At 70.0% G+C, this 19,906-nt stretch carries 19 protein-coding genes; 13 read left to right on the top strand and 6 right to left on the bottom strand.

From position 1 onward, the window contains the following. The first annotated feature begins 39 nt into the window (after positions 1-39). The 3 genes from ACQEVY_RS33325 to ACQEVY_RS33315 all read left to right on the top strand — a co-directional run bounded on the left by ACQEVY_RS33325 (position 40) and on the right by ACQEVY_RS33315 (position 3,308). The gene (locus ACQEVY_RS33325; RefSeq protein WP_432955527.1) at positions 40-915 is read left to right on the top strand and encodes a DUF4429 domain-containing protein; all 876 of its coding nucleotides are present in this window, start codon (positions 40-42) and stop codon (positions 913-915) included. 201 nt (positions 916-1,116) lie between these two features. Next, complete coding sequence (locus ACQEVY_RS33320; protein WP_432953088.1) at positions 1,117-2,601, top strand: sensor histidine kinase; 1,485 nt, start codon at positions 1,117-1,119, stop codon at positions 2,599-2,601. Beyond that, positions 2,598-3,308, top strand: coding sequence for a response regulator (locus ACQEVY_RS33315; protein WP_432953087.1), 711 nt, complete (start codon positions 2,598-2,600; stop codon positions 3,306-3,308). The genes ACQEVY_RS33320 and ACQEVY_RS33315 overlap by 4 nt, the downstream gene beginning before the upstream one ends. Before the next feature lie 163 nt (positions 3,309-3,471). On the opposite strand, the gene ACQEVY_RS33310 is transcribed toward ACQEVY_RS33315, so the two are convergent. Both ACQEVY_RS33310 and ACQEVY_RS33305 read right to left on the bottom strand, forming a co-directional pair. Continuing rightward, positions 3,472-4,488: an aldo/keto reductase gene (locus tag ACQEVY_RS33310; protein WP_432953086.1), complete on the bottom strand. Its 1,017-nt coding sequence runs from the start codon at positions 4,486-4,488 to the stop codon at positions 3,472-3,474. Next, complete coding sequence (locus ACQEVY_RS33305; RefSeq protein ID WP_432953085.1) at positions 4,485-4,961, bottom strand: MerR family transcriptional regulator; 477 nt, start codon at positions 4,959-4,961, stop codon at positions 4,485-4,487. The genes ACQEVY_RS33310 and ACQEVY_RS33305 overlap by 4 nt, the downstream gene beginning before the upstream one ends. Positions 4,962-5,173: 212 nt before the next feature. Between ACQEVY_RS33305 and ACQEVY_RS33300 the strand changes: the two genes are divergently transcribed. Beyond that, positions 5,174-5,644, top strand: coding sequence for a GNAT family N-acetyltransferase (locus tag ACQEVY_RS33300; RefSeq protein ID WP_432953084.1), 471 nt, complete (start codon positions 5,174-5,176; stop codon positions 5,642-5,644). Between the two features lie 19 nt (positions 5,645-5,663). Further along, positions 5,664-6,485: a serine hydrolase domain-containing protein gene (locus tag ACQEVY_RS33295; protein WP_432953083.1), complete on the top strand. Its 822-nt coding sequence runs from the start codon at positions 5,664-5,666 to the stop codon at positions 6,483-6,485. Between the two features lie 283 nt (positions 6,486-6,768). Here the strand turns inward: ACQEVY_RS33295 and ACQEVY_RS33290 are convergent, their stop codons facing one another. Continuing rightward, positions 6,769-7,437, bottom strand: a complete 669-nt coding sequence (locus ACQEVY_RS33290) for a pirin family protein (RefSeq protein ID WP_432955525.1) — start codon at positions 7,435-7,437, stop codon at positions 6,769-6,771. 84 nt (positions 7,438-7,521) lie between these two features. On the opposite strand from ACQEVY_RS33290, the gene fasR reads away from it, so the two are divergent. The 5 genes from fasR (at position 7,522) to ACQEVY_RS33265 (ending at position 12,512) form a co-directional block, all read left to right on the top strand. Next, complete coding sequence (gene fasR, locus ACQEVY_RS33285; RefSeq protein ID WP_432953082.1) at positions 7,522-8,727, top strand: fatty acid biosynthesis transcriptional regulator FasR; 1,206 nt, start codon at positions 7,522-7,524, stop codon at positions 8,725-8,727. Between the two features lie 89 nt (positions 8,728-8,816). Then, the gene (locus tag ACQEVY_RS33280) at positions 8,817-9,731 is read left to right on the top strand and encodes an ACP S-malonyltransferase (protein WP_432953081.1); all 915 of its coding nucleotides are present in this window, start codon (positions 8,817-8,819) and stop codon (positions 9,729-9,731) included. A 17-nt stretch (positions 9,732-9,748) separates the two neighbouring features. Beyond that, a complete protein-coding gene (locus ACQEVY_RS33275) occupies positions 9,749-10,780 on the top strand; it encodes a ketoacyl-ACP synthase III (RefSeq protein ID WP_432953080.1) in 1,032 nt (343 codons plus the stop codon). 100 nt (positions 10,781-10,880) lie between these two features. Beyond that, a complete protein-coding gene (locus ACQEVY_RS33270; RefSeq protein WP_152775753.1) occupies positions 10,881-11,129 on the top strand; it encodes an acyl carrier protein in 249 nt (82 codons plus the stop codon). Between the two features lie 111 nt (positions 11,130-11,240). After that, the gene (locus ACQEVY_RS33265) at positions 11,241-12,512 is read left to right on the top strand and encodes a beta-ketoacyl-[acyl-carrier-protein] synthase family protein (protein ID WP_328771941.1); all 1,272 of its coding nucleotides are present in this window, start codon (positions 11,241-11,243) and stop codon (positions 12,510-12,512) included. A gap of 124 nt (positions 12,513-12,636) precedes the next feature. Here ACQEVY_RS33265 and ACQEVY_RS33260 read toward each other — a convergent pair whose 3' ends face one another. After that, positions 12,637-13,131 carry a DUF3145 domain-containing protein gene (locus ACQEVY_RS33260; RefSeq protein ID WP_328771940.1) on the bottom strand — a complete coding sequence of 165 codons (495 nt, stop codon included), beginning with the start codon at positions 13,129-13,131 and terminating at the stop codon, positions 12,637-12,639. Positions 13,132-13,330: 199 nt separating this feature from the next. On the opposite strand from ACQEVY_RS33260, the gene ACQEVY_RS33255 reads away from it, so the two are divergent. Continuing rightward, positions 13,331-14,260 (top strand): SGNH/GDSL hydrolase family protein, encoded by a 930-nt coding sequence (locus tag ACQEVY_RS33255; RefSeq protein ID WP_432953079.1) that lies wholly within the window; start codon positions 13,331-13,333, stop codon positions 14,258-14,260. A 52-nt stretch (positions 14,261-14,312) separates the two neighbouring features. Here the strand turns inward: ACQEVY_RS33255 and ACQEVY_RS33250 are convergent, their stop codons facing one another. Further along, positions 14,313-16,847 (bottom strand): glycoside hydrolase family 3 protein, encoded by a 2,535-nt coding sequence (locus ACQEVY_RS33250; protein ID WP_432953078.1) that lies wholly within the window; start codon positions 16,845-16,847, stop codon positions 14,313-14,315. A gap of 107 nt (positions 16,848-16,954) precedes the next feature. Between ACQEVY_RS33250 and ACQEVY_RS33245 the strand changes: the two genes are divergently transcribed. Then, positions 16,955-17,542: a TetR/AcrR family transcriptional regulator gene (locus tag ACQEVY_RS33245; protein ID WP_432953077.1), complete on the top strand. Its 588-nt coding sequence runs from the start codon at positions 16,955-16,957 to the stop codon at positions 17,540-17,542. A 176-nt stretch (positions 17,543-17,718) separates the two neighbouring features. Further along, entirely contained in the window at positions 17,719-18,990 is a 1,272-nt protein-coding gene (locus ACQEVY_RS33240; protein WP_432953076.1) for a pyroglutamyl peptidase, read from the top strand. Between the two features lie 67 nt (positions 18,991-19,057). On the opposite strand, the gene ACQEVY_RS33235 is transcribed toward ACQEVY_RS33240, so the two are convergent. Beyond that, the gene (locus tag ACQEVY_RS33235; protein ID WP_432953075.1) at positions 19,058-19,885 is read right to left on the bottom strand and encodes an EI24 domain-containing protein; all 828 of its coding nucleotides are present in this window, start codon (positions 19,883-19,885) and stop codon (positions 19,058-19,060) included. Positions 19,886-19,906 lie beyond the last annotated feature (21 nt).

Genomic DNA, 19,906 nt, shown 5'->3' with positions numbered 1-19,906 from the left:
TCGCACGGGGAGGGGACGAGGAAGCGCATGGCGCATACGATGGCCCGCATGGGTGACGTACTGGCCGGATTTCATGCCGCCTGGGAGTTCGACTCCGACTCCGTGCTCATCCGCTTCGAACGGGGGATCCGTACGCCGAAACTCTTCCAGGCGCTCGGTGAGCGCCGTATCCCGATCGAGGCGATCGCAGCGGTGACGCTGACCCCGGGCAAGCGCGGGACGGTCGTCCTGCGCGCCGAGCCGAGACCGGGCGCGGACCCGCTGATGGAGGCGGCGGCGGGACAGCTGAAGGAAGCGTGCGATCCCTACCGTCTGGTGCTGCCCGGCGACCGCGAGACGCTCGCCGAGTACTACGCCGACGAGCTGCGGGCCCAGCTCATTCCCGACGACGCGGCCGAGGCGGAGCGGTATCTGGTGGAACCGCCCGAGACGCCGCTGCAGTTCAAGGCGTACGACGGGAAGGCGTCCTTCGACGGCAAGTCGGTGTCCTTCCGCTGGTTCTGGACGGGCGCCTCGTCCGCCAAGTGGAAGGCGGGCGACCAGAGTTTCGCGGTCTCGGAGCTGAGCGGCGTCGAGTGGCGCTCACCCGAGGTCTTCGAGGGCCATCTGCGGCTGTTGCGCCGCGAACCGTCCGCCGTCCAGCAGCCCGCGCAGGCCGACCAGGACCCGGCGGCGGTCGTCTTCGGCCTCGGTTACGGACCCGTGCACGAGTCGCTGCCGTTCGCGGCCTCGGTCCTCGCGGCGGTACGGGCGGCCGGGCCCTCGGCGAAGAGTGACGGCGCCCCGGCTGCACGGCACCGTGATCCCGCGGACATCGCCGAGCGGATCCGGCATCTTGGCGAGCTGCACCAGGCTGGGCTGGTGACGGACGAGGAATTCACGTCTAAGAAGGCGGAGTTGCTGGCGGAGTTGTGACGGTCGTCGTGCGGTGATCTGTTGTGCCGTGAGTTGTCGTGCAGTGGCCGGACGTTCTGTGACCGGCCGTTCTGTGATCGGGCGGTCTGCGATCGGGCGTGCGTGACTCGTCGTCATACCGCTCGTACCTGGGTATGAGGTGCGGATGGGCTCTCAGGTAGGACGCGGTGGTGGGATCTTCGCGCCTACGCTGATCAAGCCATGAGCAATGCAGCGACTCCTCCCCGTCAGGAGCCCCGCGCACCGGCCGAAGAGCGGTCCGGGCACGGGGTGCGGCACCGTGCGCTCGCCGCGCTGCGTGAGGCCGCGACGGCCTTCGTGCCGCCGAGCGGTGCGGCCGAGCCCCTCCTCGCCCACGCGCCCAAGCGGTGGATGCGGCGGCTGCCGTATGTGATCGTGCTGGGCTTCGCCGCCGTCCTGGTGCCAGTCACGGCCCAGGTGCTGGGGACCGACTACGGGGTGGACGACGGTTTCTCCGGGGTGCTCGCCTTCGCACAGGCGGCCCCACTGCTGCTGGCCGTGATCCGGCCGCTGACCGCGTGGTGGATCATCTCAGTGGCGGACGTCATCGGGGCGATCGTGGTGCTGGGCCACGACGACGGCCGGCCCTCTCCCTTCACGGCCATGGTCATCGTGGGCTATGTGGTGCTGTGCTTGGCGCTCTCCCTACGCGAGCCGCGCCGCACGGTGATCCGCGTCTGGGGGGCCACCGTGACCGCGAGCCTTGTGCTCGCCCTGCCACGGTCGCCTGATACCCAGGACACCAGCGTGGCGATGATCGTCCTCAGCGGTGCCGCACTGCTGCTGGGCACCCTGATACGTGAGCGCGGCGAGACCCGGCGACGGCTCGTCGAGCAGGAGACGATCAGCGAGACCGAGCGCGCCCGGCGCACGCTGCTGGAGGAACGGGCCCGTATCGCAAGGGAGTTGCACGACGTGGTGGCCCATCACATGACGGTGATATCGGTCCAGGCGGACTCCGCTCCGTACCGGCTCAGTGGCGTCTCCGACGACATACGCAGGGAGTTCGAGTCGATAGCCGTCGGGGCCCGTGACTCGCTGGGCGAGATGCGGCGGCTCCTCGAGGTGCTGCGCAGTGAAGACGCGCGGGACGAACGGGCACCGCAGCCGGGCCTGGACAAGCTGCGCCAGCTCGTCGAGGCGACCAGACGCGGCGGTGTCCCGGTCGAACTGTCGCTTCCGAAGTCGGTTCTGGAGAAGGACAAGGAGGGGTGGCCGAAGGTGTCACCGGCCGTGGACCTGTCCGCGTACCGCATCGTGCAGGAGGCCCTGTCCAACGTGGTGCGGCACGCCCCCGGCGCCCCCACCCAGGTGTCGCTGTCCGCCGACGGCCGGCATCTGACGGTGCTCGTCGTCAACGGGCCTGCGGCGAAGCCGGTTTCGGGCCTGGAGTCGAGCGGGACCGGACACGGTTTGGTCGGCATGGGCGAGCGCGTACGGCTGGTCGGCGGCACGCTGGATGTCGGACCGCTGCCAGGTGGTGGGTTCCGGGTGGCGGCGCGGTTGCCGGTGGCGGAGCCCTCATCGTCCGCGGAGGAGCCGGCATCGTCTGCGGTTGAGCCCGCATGGTTTACGGCCGAGCCCGCATCGTCCGCGGAGAGACCCGTTGCGTCCATGGCGCCCGCGGATCCTGCGGATCCCGTAAAGGAGCCCGGCGCTTCATGACCATCCGCGTGATCATCGTCGACGACCAGGCCATGGTCCGCGCCGGTTTCGCGGCCCTGTTGGCGGCGCAGAGCGATATCGACGTGGTGGGTGAGGCGGCGGACGGCAGAAAGGGTGTCGAGCTGGCCCGTGGCACGCGGCCCGACGTCGTGCTCATGGACGTACGGATGCCGGAGATGGACGGACTGGCCGCGGCGCGCATACTGCTGGACACACAGGAGGAAGGCAAGGACCACGAGACCTACGACGACGGGGCCGCCGTCAGCCGGCCGAAGGTGCTGATGCTCACCACCTTCGACGCGGACGACTACGTGTACGAGGCGTTGCGTGCCGGAGCCTCCGGGTTCCTGCTCAAGGACGCGCCGCCCGCGGACCTGATCGCGGCGGTGCGGGTGGTGGCCGCGGGGGACGCGTTGCTCGCCCCGAAGGTGACGCGCCGTCTGATCGCGGACTTCGCGCAGCAGCGGCCCGCGCAGCGCAGAAGACCCGCCGTTCAGCTGGACGGCCTGACACCGCGTGAGACGGAGGTCGTGGAGCTGGTCGCCCGCGGGCTGTCCAACCAGGAGATAGCGGACCACCTAGTACTGGCCGAGCAGACAGTGAAGACCCACATAGGCCGCGTACTGGCGAAGCTGGACCTGCGCGATCGAGCGCAGGCGGTGATCTTCGCGTACGAGTCGGGGCTGGTCACGCCCGGCGACCGGTGAGCCGCCGGGGCCGGACGGCTCCGCGCTGCTCCCGGCGGGGAGGCGGTCGCGGGGATGTGACACTTGCCCGCGCGACTGTCACATTTCCGCGACCGACCACCTGACCGGGGAGGTATCGCCGGCACCTCACGGACGCCGGGCGGGACCGACCCCGCAGCGGGACCTACTCCCGGCCCGCCGACGTGAACGTCATGTCGGCGTACCGGTTTCCGGCCACCTTGGAGGCGATCGGCTCCAGGAGGGCCATGTCCTCCTCGTCGAGGACGATGCGGGTGGCTTCCACGTTCTCCTCGATGCGGCTGCGCTTGCGGGTACCTGGGATGGGGACGACCGGCAGGTTGTGTGTCGCCGCCTGCTGCTGGACCCACGCCAGCGCGATCTGTCCGAGCGAGGCGCTGTGGGAGTCGGCGACCGCGCGTATCGGCTCGAGGAGGGCCACGTTGGCGGCCGCGTTCTCGCCCGTGAAGCGGGGCTGCATACGGCGGAAGTCGTCGGCCGTCAGGTCCTTCTCGGCGTTGGCGAAGGAGCCCGTGAGGAAGCCACGGCCGAGCGGCGAGTACGGCACCAGGGCGACACCCAGTTCGCGCGCGGCCGGTACGACACCGGCCTCGATGTCGCGGCTGAACAGCGACCACTCCGACTGCACGGCCGCGATCGGATGCACGGCCTGCGCCGCACGCAGTTCGCCGCCCGTGACCTCGCTCAGCCCGAGGTGCTTGACCTTGCCCTCGCGGACCAGCTCGGCCATGACCCCGACAGTCTCCTCGATGGGGACGTTCGGGTCGCGGCGGTGCATGTAGTAGAGGTCGATCACGTCGACGTCCAGGCGCTTCAGGCTCGCCTCCACGGCCTGGCGGATGTATGGCGCGTCATTGCGGATGATGCGCTTCGTCGGCTCGTCCGGCGGGATCGACAGGGCGAACTTCGTCGCGATGACGACCTCGTCGCGGTAGGCCTTGAAGAACGGGGAGAGGAACTTCTCGTTCTCGCCTTGGCCGTAGGCATCGGCGGTGTCGTAGAACGTGACGCCGAGTTCCAGCGCCCGCTCCAGGGTGGCCCGTGCCTCGTCGGCGTCCGTGGGGCCGTACGCGAAGCTCATCCCCATGCAGCCGAGGCCCTGTACACCGACCTCGGGGCCGCCCGTGCCGAGTTCCACCTTCGCGATCTTGCTGTCCGTCATCGGGACCTCTCCGACGCCAGGGCCTGCCCGGCGTCCGCGTAGAAATTGATCTTCCGGTCGAGCACGGCGAGCGTGTCCTGGAGTTCGGCGATCCGGGCCAGTACATCCTCCCGGGTCGTCTGCAGCAGCTCGAAGCGCTCGCCGTAGGTGTGGTCGCCCTCGCGCACCAGTTCCGCGTACCGCACCATGTCGGCGACCGGCATGCCGGTCAGGCGCAGCTTGCCGACGAGGTCGAGCCAGTCGAGGTCGCGGTTGCTGTAGCGGCGTTGCCCGGTGTGGGAGCGGTCGACGTGCGGCATCAGCCCGATGCGCTCGTACCAGCGCAGGGTGTGCGCCGTGAGGCCGGTGAAGGCGACGACCTCGCTGATCGTGTAGTGGTCCTGCCCGTCCGGACGCCGGTTCGCGGTGCTGAACGGGGCGGCGCAGCTGTCGGTCTTGGTCCTACTGGTGCTCGTGGTCTCCGTCACCGTCATGGCCTCAACGCTAGGACCTTGGAGTGCACTCGAAGCAAGCGGATTCCGTCAGAATCCGCGGGGACTGACCGCGGTCGCGACCACTAAGCGGCCTCGGTTAAGTCCGGGGCGCGTACCGCGCCCCGTAAGGGGCGCGGGGAACTGCGCGACCAGCCCCCACCGGCCCGCGGGTTCATTGCCGTTCCCCCAGCGGAGCGCTTAGCGTGCGCGACATGAGTCTCGTACGCCGTGCCATGCCCGAGGACGCGGAGGAAGTGCTCCGGCTGCGTCAGGTGATGCTCGACTCGGTCCATGCGGCCGTGTCCTCCACGGAGTGGCAGGTCGAGTCCCTGCCGACGCTGCGCGCCCGACTCGCGGACGCCGAGGGCGAGTTCGCCGCCTTCGTGGTCGACCACCCTTCGCGGCTCGGCGCGCTGGCGGCGCTTGCGGTCGGGACGGTCGAGTACCGGATCGGTCGGGCGGGGAACCCGCACGGGGCCGTCGGGTACGTGTTCAGCGTCGCCACCGACCCGGACGCGCGGCGCCGCGGTTACGCCCGCGCCTGCATGGAGACCCTCCTGGACTGGTTCCGAGAGAGGGGCGCCGCCCAAGTCGATCTGAACGCTTCCGCCGAAGCCGAGCCGCTGTACGCGTCGCTGGGCTTCGTACGCAAGCCCGACCCCTCGATGCGGCTGACGTTCTGAGCCGCATAACCTCGTACGCATGTCCCTCAAGAGCCTGGCGTTGATCGAGAACTGGCCGGTGCCCACCGCCGCCGCGGCCGTCGTGCGCGCGGACGGCGCCGTCCTCGGGTCGTACGGCCCGACCGGGCACCGTTTCCCGTTGGCCTCGGTCACCAAGCCGCTCGCCGCGTACGCCGTGCTGGTCGCGTACGAGGAGGGGGCGGTCGAGCTGGACGAACCGGCGGGTCCGGCTGGCTCCACGGTTCGCCATCTCCTCGCGCACACCTCCGGGCTGGCCTTCGACGAGCACCGGGTGACGTCGGCGCCCGGGGAGCGGCGGCTGTACTCCAACGCCGGGTTCGAGGTGCTCGGGGATCATGTCGCGAAGGCGACGGACTTCGCGTTCGCGGATTACGCGCGGCAGGCGGTGCTGGAGCCGTTGGGCATGGCGTCGACTGCGCTCGACGGCTCGCCCGCCAAGGATGGCGTCTCTACTGTCGACGATCTCGTTCGCTTCGCGGCCGAGGTGCAGGCGCCTCGGCTGCTCGACCCGCGGACGGTCGCCTCGGCGATGACGGTTCAGTACCCCGGTACGAAGGGTGTCCTTCCGGGGTACGGGCATCAGAACCCCAACGACTGGGGGCTCGGTTTCGAGATACGGGACTCCAAGTCGCCCCATTGGACGGGGAGTTCGTCCTCTCCGCGGACCTTTGGGCACTTCGGGCAGTCCGGTACGTTCCTTTGGATCGACCCGGATGTGGGGGTCGCTTGCGTGGCTCTGACGGATCGGGCGTTCGGGCCGTGGGCGATCGAGGCGTGGACGCCGTTCACGGATGCGGTGCTGGCGGAGCTGCGCGGCTGAGTTCGCCCCCGCCGCCCCTACCCGTCCCATACCAAGGGGCTCCGCCCCTGGACCCCGCTGGGGCTGCCGCCCCAGACCCCGCATCGGCCTGGCGGCCTCGTCCTCAAGCGCCGGACGGGCTGATTTCAGCCCGTCCGGCGCTTGAGGACCGGGGGCCCGGGGGCTGGCCCCCGAAACGGGGTCCGGGGCGGAGCCCCGAAGGGGCCCGGGGCGCAGCCCCAGCGGGGTCCGGGGCTGGCCCCGGGATGGGACGGGTAGGGGCGGCGGGGGCGAAACCCCCGGCTCAGCCGCGCTCCCCCGCCATCTCCCACACCAACACCTCCGCCGAACCCCCCGCCACCACCTCCAACTCCACATCCTTCGCATCCGTAATCCGGGCCGAGTCCCCCGCCCCCAACTCCGCTCCGTCCAGCCGGACTTCACCCCGCACCATATGCACGTACACAAACGAACCGTCCGGCACAGCCGTCCGCTCGCCCTCCCCCAGCCTCCGCACATGCAGCATCGCCCCGGCCTCAGGCACCGCGTACGGCGTGGAGTCCGCGATGCCGTGAACGATCTCGTACGCGGGATCGCCGCCCGGGGACAGCGGGGCCAGCCACATCTGGACGAAGACCAGCGGCTCAGACCCGTCGTTGCGCTCCACGTGCCGTACGCCGCCCGCCGAGCTGAGCCGCTGCACATCCCCAGACCTCACCACCGACTCGTGGCCCGCCGAGTCCCGGTGCGTCAGTTCGCCCGAGACGACCCAGGTGACGATCTCGGTGTGGCTGTGCGGGTGCTCGTCGAAGCCCGCGCCGGGGGCGAGCCGTTCCTCGTTGCAGGCGATGATCGCGCCGAAACGGAGGTTGTCGGGGTCGTAGAAGGGGCCGAAGGAGAAGGCGTGCAGCGACTCGATCCCGGCCGCCGGGTCGCCTCCGCGGTAGCGCTCGCCGGAGCGCCGTACGTCCATCACGCAGCCCACCGTAGACCCGCGGCGCCCGTCATCTGAGACCCGCCGCCGCACACCGCCGTCCGGATAAGGCAGTCTTGTCCCGTGCCCGAACCCGAATCCCACGCCACCAAAGCCGCTGCGCACGCCGCTCACGCGCACGCCGCGACCCTGAAGCGGCTGGAGAAGTCGTCCGGCAGTCTCGCCGCGCAGGCCATCGCGCGCATGGACGAGACGCTGCCGTGGTACCGGGCGATGCCCCCGGAGAACCGGTCGTGGATCGGGCTGGTCGCCCAGGCCGGTATCGCCGCCTTCACCGAGTGGTTCCGGCATCCGGACGCCCCGCAGGCCATCTCCACCGACGTCTTCGGCACCGCACCGCGCGAGCTGACCAGGGCGATCACGCTGCGCCAGACCGTGGAGATGGTGCGTACGACCATCGAGGTCATGGAGTCCGCGATCGACGAGGTCGCGGCCCCGGGCGACGAGTCCGTTCTGCGCGAGGCCCTCCTCGTGTACGCCCGCGAGATCGCCTTCGCCACCGCACAGGTGTACGCGCAGGCCGCCGAGGCACGCGGTGCCTGGGACGCCCGGCTCGAGTCACTGGTCGTCAACGCCGTACTGTCCGGCGAGGCCGACGAGGGTGCCGTCAGCCGGGCCGCGGCGCTCGGCTGGAACTCGCCCGAGCATGTGTGCGTGGTGCTGGGCACGGCCCCCGACGGTGACAGCGAGCTGACCGTGGAGGCGATCCGGCGGGCCGCCAGGCATGCCAAGTTGCAAGTCCTCACCGGAGTACTCGGCGATCGGCTCGTCGTGATCGCCGGTGGCAGTGACGATCCGCTGGGGGTCGCCAAGTCCCTGATCGGGCCGTATGCGGCGGGACCGGTCGTGGCGGGGCCCGTTGTGCCCGATCTGCTGGCCGCGACCCGGTCCGCGCAGGCCGCCGCCGCCGGGCTCAAGGCGTGTTTTGCCTGGCAGGACGCCCCGCGGCCGGTACTGGCGGATGATCTGCTGCCGGAGCGCGCGATCGCCGGCGATCCCGCGGCGCGCGAGCAATTGGTGGAGGAGATCTACAGACCACTGGAGGAGGCCGGGTCCGCTCTCCTGGAGACTCTGAGCGTGTATCTGGAGCAGGCGAGCAGTCTGGAGGGCGCCGCGCGGATGCTCTTCGTTCACCCGAACACCGTGCGCTACCGGCTTCGACGTGTGACTGACGTCACCGGTTGGTCGCCCTCCGATGTACGATCCGCCTTCACACTCCGGATCGCGCTGATCCTGGGGCGTCTGGCCGATGGAGATCCCCAGCTCTAGGCTTTTGTCGGGGCTCCACAAAACCCCCTGCTGTTCTTCGTCCCTGTCCCCACGGGCGGCGTCGGCCGTCCACAAGAGAGAGTGTGAGAGTGCTCGTACTCGTCGCTCCCGGCCAGGGCGCCCAGACGCCCGGCTTCCTGACCCCCTGGCTCGAACTCCCCGGCGCCGCCGACCGTCTCGGCGCGTGGTCGGACGCCATCGGCCTCGACCTCGCCCACTACGGCACGCAGGCCGACGCGGACGCGATCCGTGACACGGCGGTGGCGCAGCCGCTCCTCGTCGCGGCCGGACTCCTGTCGGCGTCCGCGCTCGGCGAGGTGGCACCGGGTGCCGTCGCGGGCCACAGCGTCGGCGAGATCACGGCGGCCGCCTTCGCGGGCGTACTGGACGACACGGCCGCCCTGGGACTCGTACGCAAGCGTGGTCTGGCCATGGCCGAGGCCGCCGCGATCACCGAGACCGGTATGTCGGCGCTGCTCGGCGGTGACCCCGAAATGACGATCCCGCATCTGGAGAAGCTCGGCCTGACCCCGGCGAACGTGAACGGCGCGGGTCAGATCGTCGCCGCCGGCACCATGGAGGAGCTGGCCGCTCTGGAGGCCGACAAGCCCGAGGGCGTACGACGCGTCGTGGCCCTCAAGGTCGCGGGCGCCTTCCACACGCACCACATGGCCCCCGCGGTCGCGAGCCTGGAGCAGGCCGCGGCGGAGCTGACCCCGGCCGACCCGAAGATCACGTACGTCTCGAACAAGGACGGCCAGGCTGTCGCCACCGGCGCCGAGGTGCTGTCCCGCCTGGTCGGCCAAGTCGCCAACCCCGTTCGCTGGGACCTGTGCATGGAGACCTTCAAGGAGCTGGGCGTGACCGCGCTCGTCGAGGTGTGCCCCGGCGGCACGCTGACCGGTCTCGCCAAGCGCGCCCTGCCCGGTGTGAAGACGCTGGCGCTCAAGACCCCTGACGACCTCGACGCTGCTCGCGAGCTCATCGCCGAGCACGCTGGCTGACAAGGAGCCCCGAGAGCATGTCGAAGATCAGGCCCAGCAAAGGCGCCCCGTACGCCCGGATCCTGGGCGTGGGCGGCTACCGTCCCACCCGGGTCGTGCCGAACGAGGTGATCCTCGAGACGATCGACTCCTCCGACGAGTGGATCCGCTCGCGCTCCGGCATCGAGACCCGTCACTGGGCCTCCGACGAGGAGACCGTCGCCGCGATGTCCATCGAGGCCTCCGGGAAGGCGATCGCCGACTCCGGGATCACGGCTGAGCAGATCGGCGCCGTGGTCGTCTCGACCGTCTCGCACTTCAGCCAGACCCCGGCCGTCGCCACCGAGATCGCCGACAAGCTCGGCACGAACAAGGCCGCGGCCTTCGACATCTCGGCGGGCTGCGCGGGCTTCGGCTACGGCATCACGCTCGCCAAGGGCATGGTCGTCGAGGGCTCGGCGGAGTACGTACTCGTCATCGGCGTCGAGCGGCTTTCCGACCTCACCGATCTGGAGGACCGGGCCACGGCCTTCCTGTTCGGTGACGGCGCGGGCGCTGTCGTCGTCGGCCCCTCCCAGGAGCCGCACATCGGCCCGACCGTCTGGGGCTCCGAGGGCGACAAGTCCGACACGATCAAGCAGACCGTGCCGTGGGACCGTTTCCGGACCGGCGACGTGTCCGAGCTGCCGCTCGATTCCAAGGGCGACATCAAGTTCCCTGCGATCACGCAGGAGGGCCAGGCGGTGTTCCGCTGGGCCGTGTTCGAGATGGCGAAGGTCGCTCAGCAGGCGCTGGACGCGGCCGGAATCACCGCGAACGACCTGGACGTCTTCATTCCCCACCAGGCCAACGAGCGGATCATCGACTCGATGGTGAAGACACTCAAACTGCCGGAGCATGTCACGGTCGCGCGTGATGTGCGCACCACCGGCAACACCTCGGCCGCCTCGATCCCGCTCGCTATGGAGCGGCTCCTGGCGACCGGCGAGGCGAAGAGCGGCGACACCGCGCTCGTCATCGGCTTCGGGGCGGGTCTCGTGTACGCCGCGACGGTCGTTACCCTCCCCTAGGCACCCCGTGCCAGGTCCCCTGGGACCTGGTCCGCTGTAACACCTGCCGCTGGCGCGGCGGGCGCCACACCCTCTGGATATCTACGAAGGAGCGCCTCACATGGCCGCCACTCAGGAAGAGATCGTCGCCGGTCTCGCCGACATCGTGAACGAGATCGCCGGGATCCCGGTTGAGGACGTCCAGCTGGACAAGTCCTTCACCGACGACCTGGACGTCGACTCGCTGTCCATGGTCGAGGTCGTCGTCGCCGCCGAAGAGCGCTTCGACGTCAAGATCCCGGACGACGACGTCAAGAACCTCAAGACGGTCGGCGACGCCACCGAGTACATCCTCAAGCACCAGGGCTGAGCAGGCCGCTGAGCCCAGGGCGCTGGGGGTCCTTTCACCAAGGACCCCCGAAGGCCCCGCCACCCGGCGGTGGCGCCGCTGATCCTCGTAAACGTTGGAGAAAGAATTCCCGTGAGCCCGACCAATCGCACCGTGGTCGTCACCGGTATCGGCGCAACCACACCGCTGGGTGGCGACGCAGCCTCGACCTGGGAGGGTCTGGTCGCCGGTCGTTCCGGTGTCAAGCCCCTGGAGCAGGAGTGGGCCGCCGAGCAGGCGGTCCGTATCGCGGCCCCGGTCGCCGTGGAGCCGACCGAGGTCATCCCCCGGCCGCAGGCCCGCCGCCTCGACCGCTCGGCGCAGTTCGCGCTGATCGCGGCCAAGGAGGCCTGGGCGGACGCCGGTTACACCGACAAGGCGGGCGAGGGCGCCGACGTCGACCCGAACCGCCTCGGCGCGGTCATCGCCTCCGGCATCGGCGGCGTCACCACGCTCCTCGACCAGTACGACGTACTGAAGGAGAAGGGCGTACGCCGCGTCTCCCCGCACACCGTTCCGATGCTGATGCCGAACGGCCCGTCCGCCAACGTGGGTCTCCTCGTGGGTGCCCGCGCCGGCGTGCACACCCCGGTGTCCGCCTGCGCTTCGGGCGCCGAGGCCATCGGCTACGCGATCGAGATGATCCGCACCGGCCGCGCCGACGTGGTCGTCGCCGGTGGCACGGAAGCGGCGATCCACCCGCTGCCCATCGCCGCGTTCGGCAACATGATGGCGATGTCCAAGAACAACGACGATCCGCAGGGTGCCTCGCGCCCCTACGACATGGCGCGCGACGGCTTCGTCCTCGGTGAAGGCGCGGGCGTCATCGTGCTGGAGTCCGCCGAGCACGCCGCCAAGCGCGGTGCCCGCGTCTACGCGGAGGCGGTCGGCCAGGGCATCTCCGCCGACGGCCACGACATCGTGCAGCCGGAGCCCGAGGGCCTCGGCATCTCGCACGCCCTGCAGAACCTGCTCGACAACACCGACCTCAACCCGGCCGAGATCGTGCATGTGAACGCGCACGCCACCTCGACCCCGGCCGGCGACGTCGCCGAACTGAAGGCGCTGCGCAAGGTCTTCGGTGACGACACCGACCACTTCGCGGTCTCCGGCACCAAGTCGATGACGGGTCACCTCCTCGGTGGCGCGGGCGGCGTGGAGTCGGTGGCGACGGTGCTCGCCCTGTACCACCGGGTGGCCCCGCCGACCATCAACATCGAGAACCTCGACCCGGAGGCCGAGGCCAACGCCGACGTCGTCCGCGGCGAGGCTCGCAAGCTCCCCGTCGAGGGCCGCATCGCCGCGCTGAACGACTCGTTCGGCTTCGGCGGACACAACGTGGTGCTGGCGTTCCGAACCGTCTAGTACTTCTGTCCGGCTGTTTCCGGCCGCCGGAGATCGATTTCCGGTCGTACGTCGTGTGATGTGCGTCTACGTGACGAAGGGCCCCACCGTCTGGTGGGGCCCTTCGCGCGTGTTCGAGTCGGCGTCAGACGACCTGGTGCAGCCAGCGGACCGGGGCGCCCTCGCCCGCGTACCGGAAGGGCTCAAGCTCGTCGTCCCAGGGTTTGCCGAGGAGCTTGGTGAGTTCGGACTCCAGTTCCGTCTCGCCGCTCTGGGCGCGGACGAGGGCGGCGCGCAGCCGGTCCTCGGGGATCAGGATGTCGCCGTGGATGCCGGTGACGGCGTGGAAGATGCCCAGGTCAGGGGTGCAGCTGTAGCGCTCGCCCTCGGCGGCGGCAGACGGCTCGGCGGTGACTTCGAAGCGAAGCATCTGCCAGCCGCGCAGTGCCGAGGCCAGTTTGGAGGCGGTGCCGGACTCGCCCTGCCAGGAGAACTCGGATCTCCAGGTGCCCGGCGCCGCGGGCTGCCGGATCCAGTCGAGGTTGACGCGTGTGCCGAGCACGCCCGCGACTGCCCATTCGACGTGCGGGCACAGCGCGCGCGGCGCGGAGTGCACGTAGAGAACTCCACGTGTCGTCACTGGGACCTCCGGGCAGAGCATTGCATCTTGTAACTTGGCGGAACCTCGGTGGCGGGGCAGCCACGTGGCGAGGCTACCGTGCGAGGGCGCAAGGAGGGTGACGTACCGTCGGTCCCAGCGCCCCGAAAACACTGAGGTTCACTCGGGGGGACGCCCGTATTACGGGTTAACGTTGCGCGATTAGCGAGGAGATCCGGGAATGCGGAAACGTGGTTACCGATCACGTGCAGTTGCCGCCACAGCGGCGGCGGCGCTTCTCGGCATCGTGGGGACAGCCGGCTGCGACGCGGTCGGCGGCAACGAAGCACCCCCCGGCAGCACCTCGCGGTCGAAGCCGTCCCCGGAACCGCCCACCTGGGACCGCACCCCGAAGTCGATCGCCGCGGTCGGCGACTCCATCACGCGCGCCTTCGACGCCTGCGAAGTGCTGACCGACTGCCCCGCCGTCTCGTGGGCGACCGGCACCGACGCGAAGGTCAACAGCCTCGCGCTGCGGCTGCTCGGGAAGACCGGGGCCGCCGAGCGGAGCTGGAACTACGCGAAGACCGGCGCCCAGATGGCCGACGTGGACGACCAGCTGGCTCAGGCGGCGACGAAGAAGCCGGACCTGGTGACGGTGCTGGCCGGCGCCAATGACGCCTGCCAGCCGACGGTGGACGCCATGACTTCGGTGAAGGACTTCCGCGCCCAGTTCGTGGACGCGATGACCACGCTGCGTGAGGCGTCGCCGAAGACCCAGGTGTTCGTGGGGAGCGTGCCCGATCTGAAGCGGCTGTGGTCGATCGGCCGGACCAGCGAGCTCAGCAAGCGGATGTGGAAGCTGGGCATCTGCCCCTCGATGCTGGCGGACCCGGACGACCTGGGCACGGCGGGGACGTCGCGGCGCGACAAGGTGCAGGACCGGGTCAAGGAGTACAACGCCGTCCTGGAAGACGTCTGCGAGAAGGACGAGCGGTGCCGCTTCGACGGCGGAGCCCTCTACAAGTACCGGTTCGAGACCCCACAGTTGAGCACCTGGGACTGGTTCCACCCGAGTACGAGTGGCCAGAAGCTGCTGGCGGAGATGGCGTATCGCCTGGTGACGGCGCCGAAGCCGGACGAGTTGAAACTGCCGACCGGCTCCGGCTGACGGACGCGGCGCGCGCAGGGGCCCGCCGGGGTCCGCAAGGGCCCCGCTGCCGTCACACGTCGATCGTCGTCGTGACCCGTAGGTCTGCGATCGACCGGCCCGCCTCCACCTCGTACGAACCCTTCACGAACGCCCACGAGCCAGCGGTCTCCTCCCAGATCTCGAAGGCGCGGCGCGGAAGTTCGACGCTGACCTCGACGGTCTCACCGGGCCCGGCCTCGACACCCGCGAAACCGGCGAGCCACCGCACCGGCCGCTCGGGGTCAGTCTCCGTCGGCGCGAGATACACCTGGACGACCTCGCGGCCCGCGCGCGCACCGGAGTTGGTGACGCGGACCGTGACGGTGCTGCCCTCCACCTTGACCGACTCGTACGTCCAGTCGGTGTAGCCGAGGCCATGACCGAAGGCGTACGAGGGAGTCCTGCCCTCCTTCTGCCAGGCGCGGTAGCCGATGAACACGCCCTCGCTGTACGGGAGTTCGCCGTCGACCGGAGTGACCTGCGTGACCGGGGCGTCCGTCAGAGAGCCCCAGGTGGTGGGGAGTCGGCCGCCCGGTTCGTACGCGCCGGTCAGCACGTCCGCGAGCGCGGCGCCGCCTTCCTGGCCGGGGAACCAGTCGAGCAGGACGGCGGCGACCTCGTCTCGCCAGGGAAGTTCCACCGGGGAGCCGGAGTTGACGACGACCACGGTGTTCGGGTTGGCGGCGGCGACCGCGCGGACGAGGTCGTCCTGGCGGCCGGGGAGCCGTAGGTCCTTCCGGTCGAAGCCCTCGGACTCCACGAGTTCGGTGGTGGCGACCACGACAACGGCGGTATCGGCGGCGCGGGCGGCTTCGACCGCCTCCGCGATCAGTTCGTCGGGGTCTCGCTGCGGCTCCCGGTGGGCGAGGGTGAAGGTGACGACCGGCATCGGCATGCCCTCGGGGAGGGCGAGGACGTAGGTGAGGGAGACGTCGACCGGCTCGCCCGCGATCAGTTCTGCCTGCGCTCGGGGCGTCGGGGCCCGGAGGAACGACTCGAAGCGGTCGTCCGACTCGGGGCGCTGGACGTCGTCGAAGTACGTCGTGCCGTCGATGGTGAGCGTGAACGCCCCGAGGCCCTTGATGCCGAAGGTGTGCGCGCCGCTCTCGCGCGGAGTGAAGGTGCCGGTCAGCTCGACGGTGTGGAGGGCGGCGTGGGTGACGCCCTCGGGGAGGTCCGAACCCATCCACTGGATATGGCCGTTGGGCGCGGAGCCGGTGCCGATGTCGTTGCCGTCGGCGTCCCGGCAGACGGCGCGCAGCTCGAACCCCTGGTCGGCGGGGGTGAGTTCCTGATTCGGGTCCGCGCCGACCGCGTACGTCAGGGTGCCCTCGGGCAGGGCGGCGGTGAGTCCGTCGAGCGGGGAGACGATCCGGGCGGGGAAGACCGTGGCGGACCCGCCGCCGAGGACGCGGGCGTCGCGGGCGGCGGCGCCGATCAGGGCGACTCGGTGTCCTTCGGGGAGCGGGAGGGCGCCTTCGTTGCGTACGAGCACGAAGGAGCGGCGGGCGATCTCGCGGGCCAGGGCCTCGCCGTCGACGGTCTCGGGCAGCTCGGTTACGACGGGCTCGGCGCCCTCGAGGATGCCCGTGCGGGCGGCGAGCCGCAGCACGTTCCGTACGGCCGCGTCGATGGTGGCCTCCTCGACCCGCCCGTCCCGTACGGCCTGCGCGAGCGCGTCGCCGTACACGGTCTGCGGGCCGGGCATCGCAATGTCGAGGCCGCTCTCGATGGCGGGGACGGTGGACCGGGCGGCCGTCCAGTCGGAGACGTTGATGCCGTCGAAGTCCCATTCGCCACGCAGGACTTCGTCGACGAGGTGGCGGTGCTCGGTCATCGTCGTGCCGTTGACCGAGTTGTAGGCGGTCATGACGCCCCAGGGGCGGGCGCCTGCGACGATCGTTTCGAAGGGGGCCAAGTAGAGCTCGCGCAGGGCGCGTTCGGAGACCAGGTTGTTCACGGTGAAGCGTTCGGTCTCGGCGTCGTTCGCGACGAAGTGCTTGACGGTGGTGCCGACGCCGCCTTCCTGCACGCCGCGGACGTACTCGGTGCCGATCCGCCCCGTCAGATACGGGTCCTCGCTGTACGCCTCGAAGTGTCGCCCCCCGAGCGGCGAGCGGTGGAGGTTGACGGTGGGCGCGAGCAGGACGTGCACGCCCTTGCGGCGGGCTTCCTGGGCGAGCAACACGCCTGCCCTGCGGGCGAGTTCGGGGTCCCAGGTGGCGGCGAGGGCGGTCGGGGACGGCAGCGCGACGGACGGGTCGTCGGCGGTCCAGCGCACGCCTCGTACGCCGATCGGGCCGTCGGACATGACCAGGGACTCGAGGCCGATCTCGGGCAGCGCGGGCAGGGACCACATGTCCTGACCGGCGAGCAGCCGCGTCTTCGCGTCGAGGTCGAGCCTGCCGAGCGCGGCTTCGACGACGGCCTCGCGTGCCTGGTCGGCCGGCCGGGTGGCCTGGTCGGCCGGCGGGTTGCCTTGGTGCGCCTGGGCGTTGCCCTGGATTGCCTGGGAACTGCCGCGATTTGCCCCGGAGTTGCCCTGATTGCCCTGCGTTCCCGCCATGCCGGTGCCTCCTCATTGACGACGTCCGTGCCGTCCGTCCATCGTGCACGTGTTACCTGTAGATAGGTAGGTTCCGTAACCTGGCCGTTATGTGAATCTTCATGTGCATGACTTACGGTGGAGATATGTCGACGACCAGGGCCATCAGGGGTGCCGAGCGGCGCGCGGAGATTCTCCGGGCTGCCCTGGAGGTGATCGCCGAGCGTGGCTACCGGGGGGCGAGTCTCGGTGCGGTCGCGGAACGTGTGGGGCTCACCCAGCAGGGCCTGCTGCACTACTTCCCGACGAAGGAGGCCATGCTCGTCGCCGTCCTGGAGGAGCGCGACCAGTGGGACGCACTGCCGGACTCCCACTGGCGGCTCGACCTGCTCGCCTCGCTCGTCGACTACAACTCGATGCGGGCGGGCATCGTGCAGACCTTCTCGGCACTGCTCGGCGAAAGCGTCACGGAAGAGCATCCGGCACGCGAGTTCTTCACCGGCCGGTACGAGAATGTGCGCGCCAACATGGCGGGGATTCTGCGCTCCGAGTACGGCGAGCGGCTGCCGAGCGGACTCACTCCGGAGCGGGCGGCTCCGCTGCTCGTCGCGGTGATGGACGGGCTTCAGTACCAGTGGCTGCTGGCGCCGGAGAAGGTGGACATGGCTGGTGCGTTCCGGGACTTCCTCACCTTGCTTGGCGAGAAGGGGAGTTGAGGGCTTCGGGGGGACGGACGACTTCCGGGGGCTGACGGCTTCCGGGGGCTGACGGCTACTGAGGGCTGACGGTTTCGGCGCTGTTTTGGCGACCGTGGCCCCATGGCGTACGTCCCATCCGTCACGCGATACTTCCGCCACCCGGCGTTTCGCGTGACGGAAGGACATGAACTCCCTTGAGTTATATACGTGTTCGGCTTGGCGCCCTCGGACTGGCGGCCGCCCTCGCGGGCCTCGCGACTCCGCCTGCCCTGGCTGCCGAGGAACCCAAGGCCGCGCCCACCGTGGAGGAACAGCGTCTCGACAGGGCGGCGCCCCAGGAGATCCTGCGGCGTTCCGGATTCGACGCGGTGGCACCGGAGTTGGCGCGGGCGCTGGGCAAGGTGCGGTCATATGCGGAGGCCGAGCGGGTGGTCGTACGGCAAGGTTCGCGGCTGTGGCAGCGGGCCGTGGACCGGGCGCAGGGGCGGGGTCCGGCGGGTGGCGATCTTTCGCGGGACGACGACCGGCCGCTGTACTGGGCGCGGCTCGGGATGACGCGGGAAGTACGCCAGTGGGAGCCGGAGTTCGGCCTTTCCGATACCCAACGGGCTGGGTTGCTGGCCTCACTTGAGCGGACCTCGCGCGGTCAGGACACCATTCGCTATCCACACGGCGGCAGGGGCGGTAAGGGCGTCAAGGGCGTGAAGCGGATCCTGGTGACCGGCTTCGACCCGTTCACGCTGGACCGGGACGTACGCATCTCCAACCCGTCGGGGGCTACGGCCCTTGCCCTCGACGGCACGGTGATCAAGACGGCCGACGGTCCGGCCCGTATCGAAACGGCGCTCTTCCCGGTCCGCTGGCAGGACTTCACCGACGGAACGGTGGAGCGCACGCTGCGTCCGTACCTCCCCCGGGTCGACCTGTTCACCACGGTCAGCCAGGGCCGGGTGGGTCGTTTTGACGTCGAGCGCACCAACGGGGCCTGGCGGGGCGGTTTCCCCGACAACGAGAACCTGTCGCGCACGGAGACCATCCCGGTGAACGACCCGGCCTCGCAGCCGCAGTGGACGTCAACGACCTTGCCGTACAAGGAGATTGTGGCCGCGAATACCGGTCGTTTCCCCGTGTACGACAACACGGAGGTGACCGAGATTCCGGCGGGCGGTACGGATCCGGTCGTACGTCCCGGGGGTCCGACGCCGGGCTCGACCGCGCGGGCCGGTGGCGGCGGGAACTACCTGTCCAACGAGATCGCGTACCGGGCGACGCTGCTGCGCGACCGCCTCGGGCTGCGCGGCTCGCTGCCCGGCGGGCATGTGCACACGCCGGTGCTGCAGTTCGGTACGGGCAACACGGATCCGGCGACAGGTACGGTCACGGATCCGCAGTTCGTCCAGAACCGGCTGGACATCATCGGGCAGGTCCGCGAGATCGTGAGGGTGGCGGCGGAGGGGTCCAGGTAATTCAGGACGCGTTGCTGGCAAGTCGTTCAGGACGTGTCCTGGCAGGTCGGTTCGGTGTCCTGGTAGGTCACCAGGTGACGGAGTCGCCCCGGACCTGACCTGGCCCCTGACCCTGGCTCTCGCCCTCGTCCTCTCCTTCTCCGTCTTCCGTCTGCTCGCCCAGCAGGTCGCGGGCCATCAGTGTGGCGCCCGCGACCGCGCCGGGCATCAGGAACACGGCGACGAACGGTACGACGAAGGCGAGGGCGAGTGGGGTGCCGAAGCCCCACACCAGGGTCTTACGGGCGCGCAACAGGCGGAGGCGGTCGCGGAGTTCGACGCGACGGCGCTGCATCGCGACGCTCGTCAGCTCCTCGGTCAGGAAGAACCCGGTGACGAAGAACCCGATGACGGGCACGACGGTCTGCCCGACGAACGGGATGAACCCGAGCGCGAACAGCAACACGCCCCACGCCGCCGCCCGGACGACGATCCGCAGACTGTCCCGCCCCGAGATCACCAACTCCCGCCACAACGACAGCCCCGACTCCGGCGCCGTCCCGTCCGGCGAAACGTCCCGGTCCACGGACTCGGAGAGCTTCTCGTAGAAGGGCTGCCCGATGAGCAGGGTCACGGCGGTGAAGGTGACGACAGAGAGGAGGAGCGCGAGCGCGAAAAGGACTGCCGTCAGGAACCCTCGGAAGAGGCCCAGCCAGGGGCTCGCCCAGTCATCTGCGAACGGGGTGGCCCAGGCCACGAAGTCCGTACCCCACACGGCCAGGCCGACGAGCGCGGCCGCATACAGCACAAGCGTGATGAGCCCCGGGATCAGCCCGAACCCGAACTGCTTCCCATGCCGGGCAACCCAACGCTGCCCTTGCCCCAAGTAGCTGAACCCCACGCGCAGATCATGCATGGGTGCACCCTATCGGGGTCC

The sequence above is a fragment of the Streptomyces sp. CA-288835 genome, assembly GCF_050936385.1.
Classification (GTDB): Bacteria; Actinomycetota; Actinomycetes; order Streptomycetales; family Streptomycetaceae; genus Streptomyces.
The sequence above is the reverse complement of the archived record's forward strand: the minus strand, read 5'-3'. Positions and strand labels throughout refer to the sequence as shown.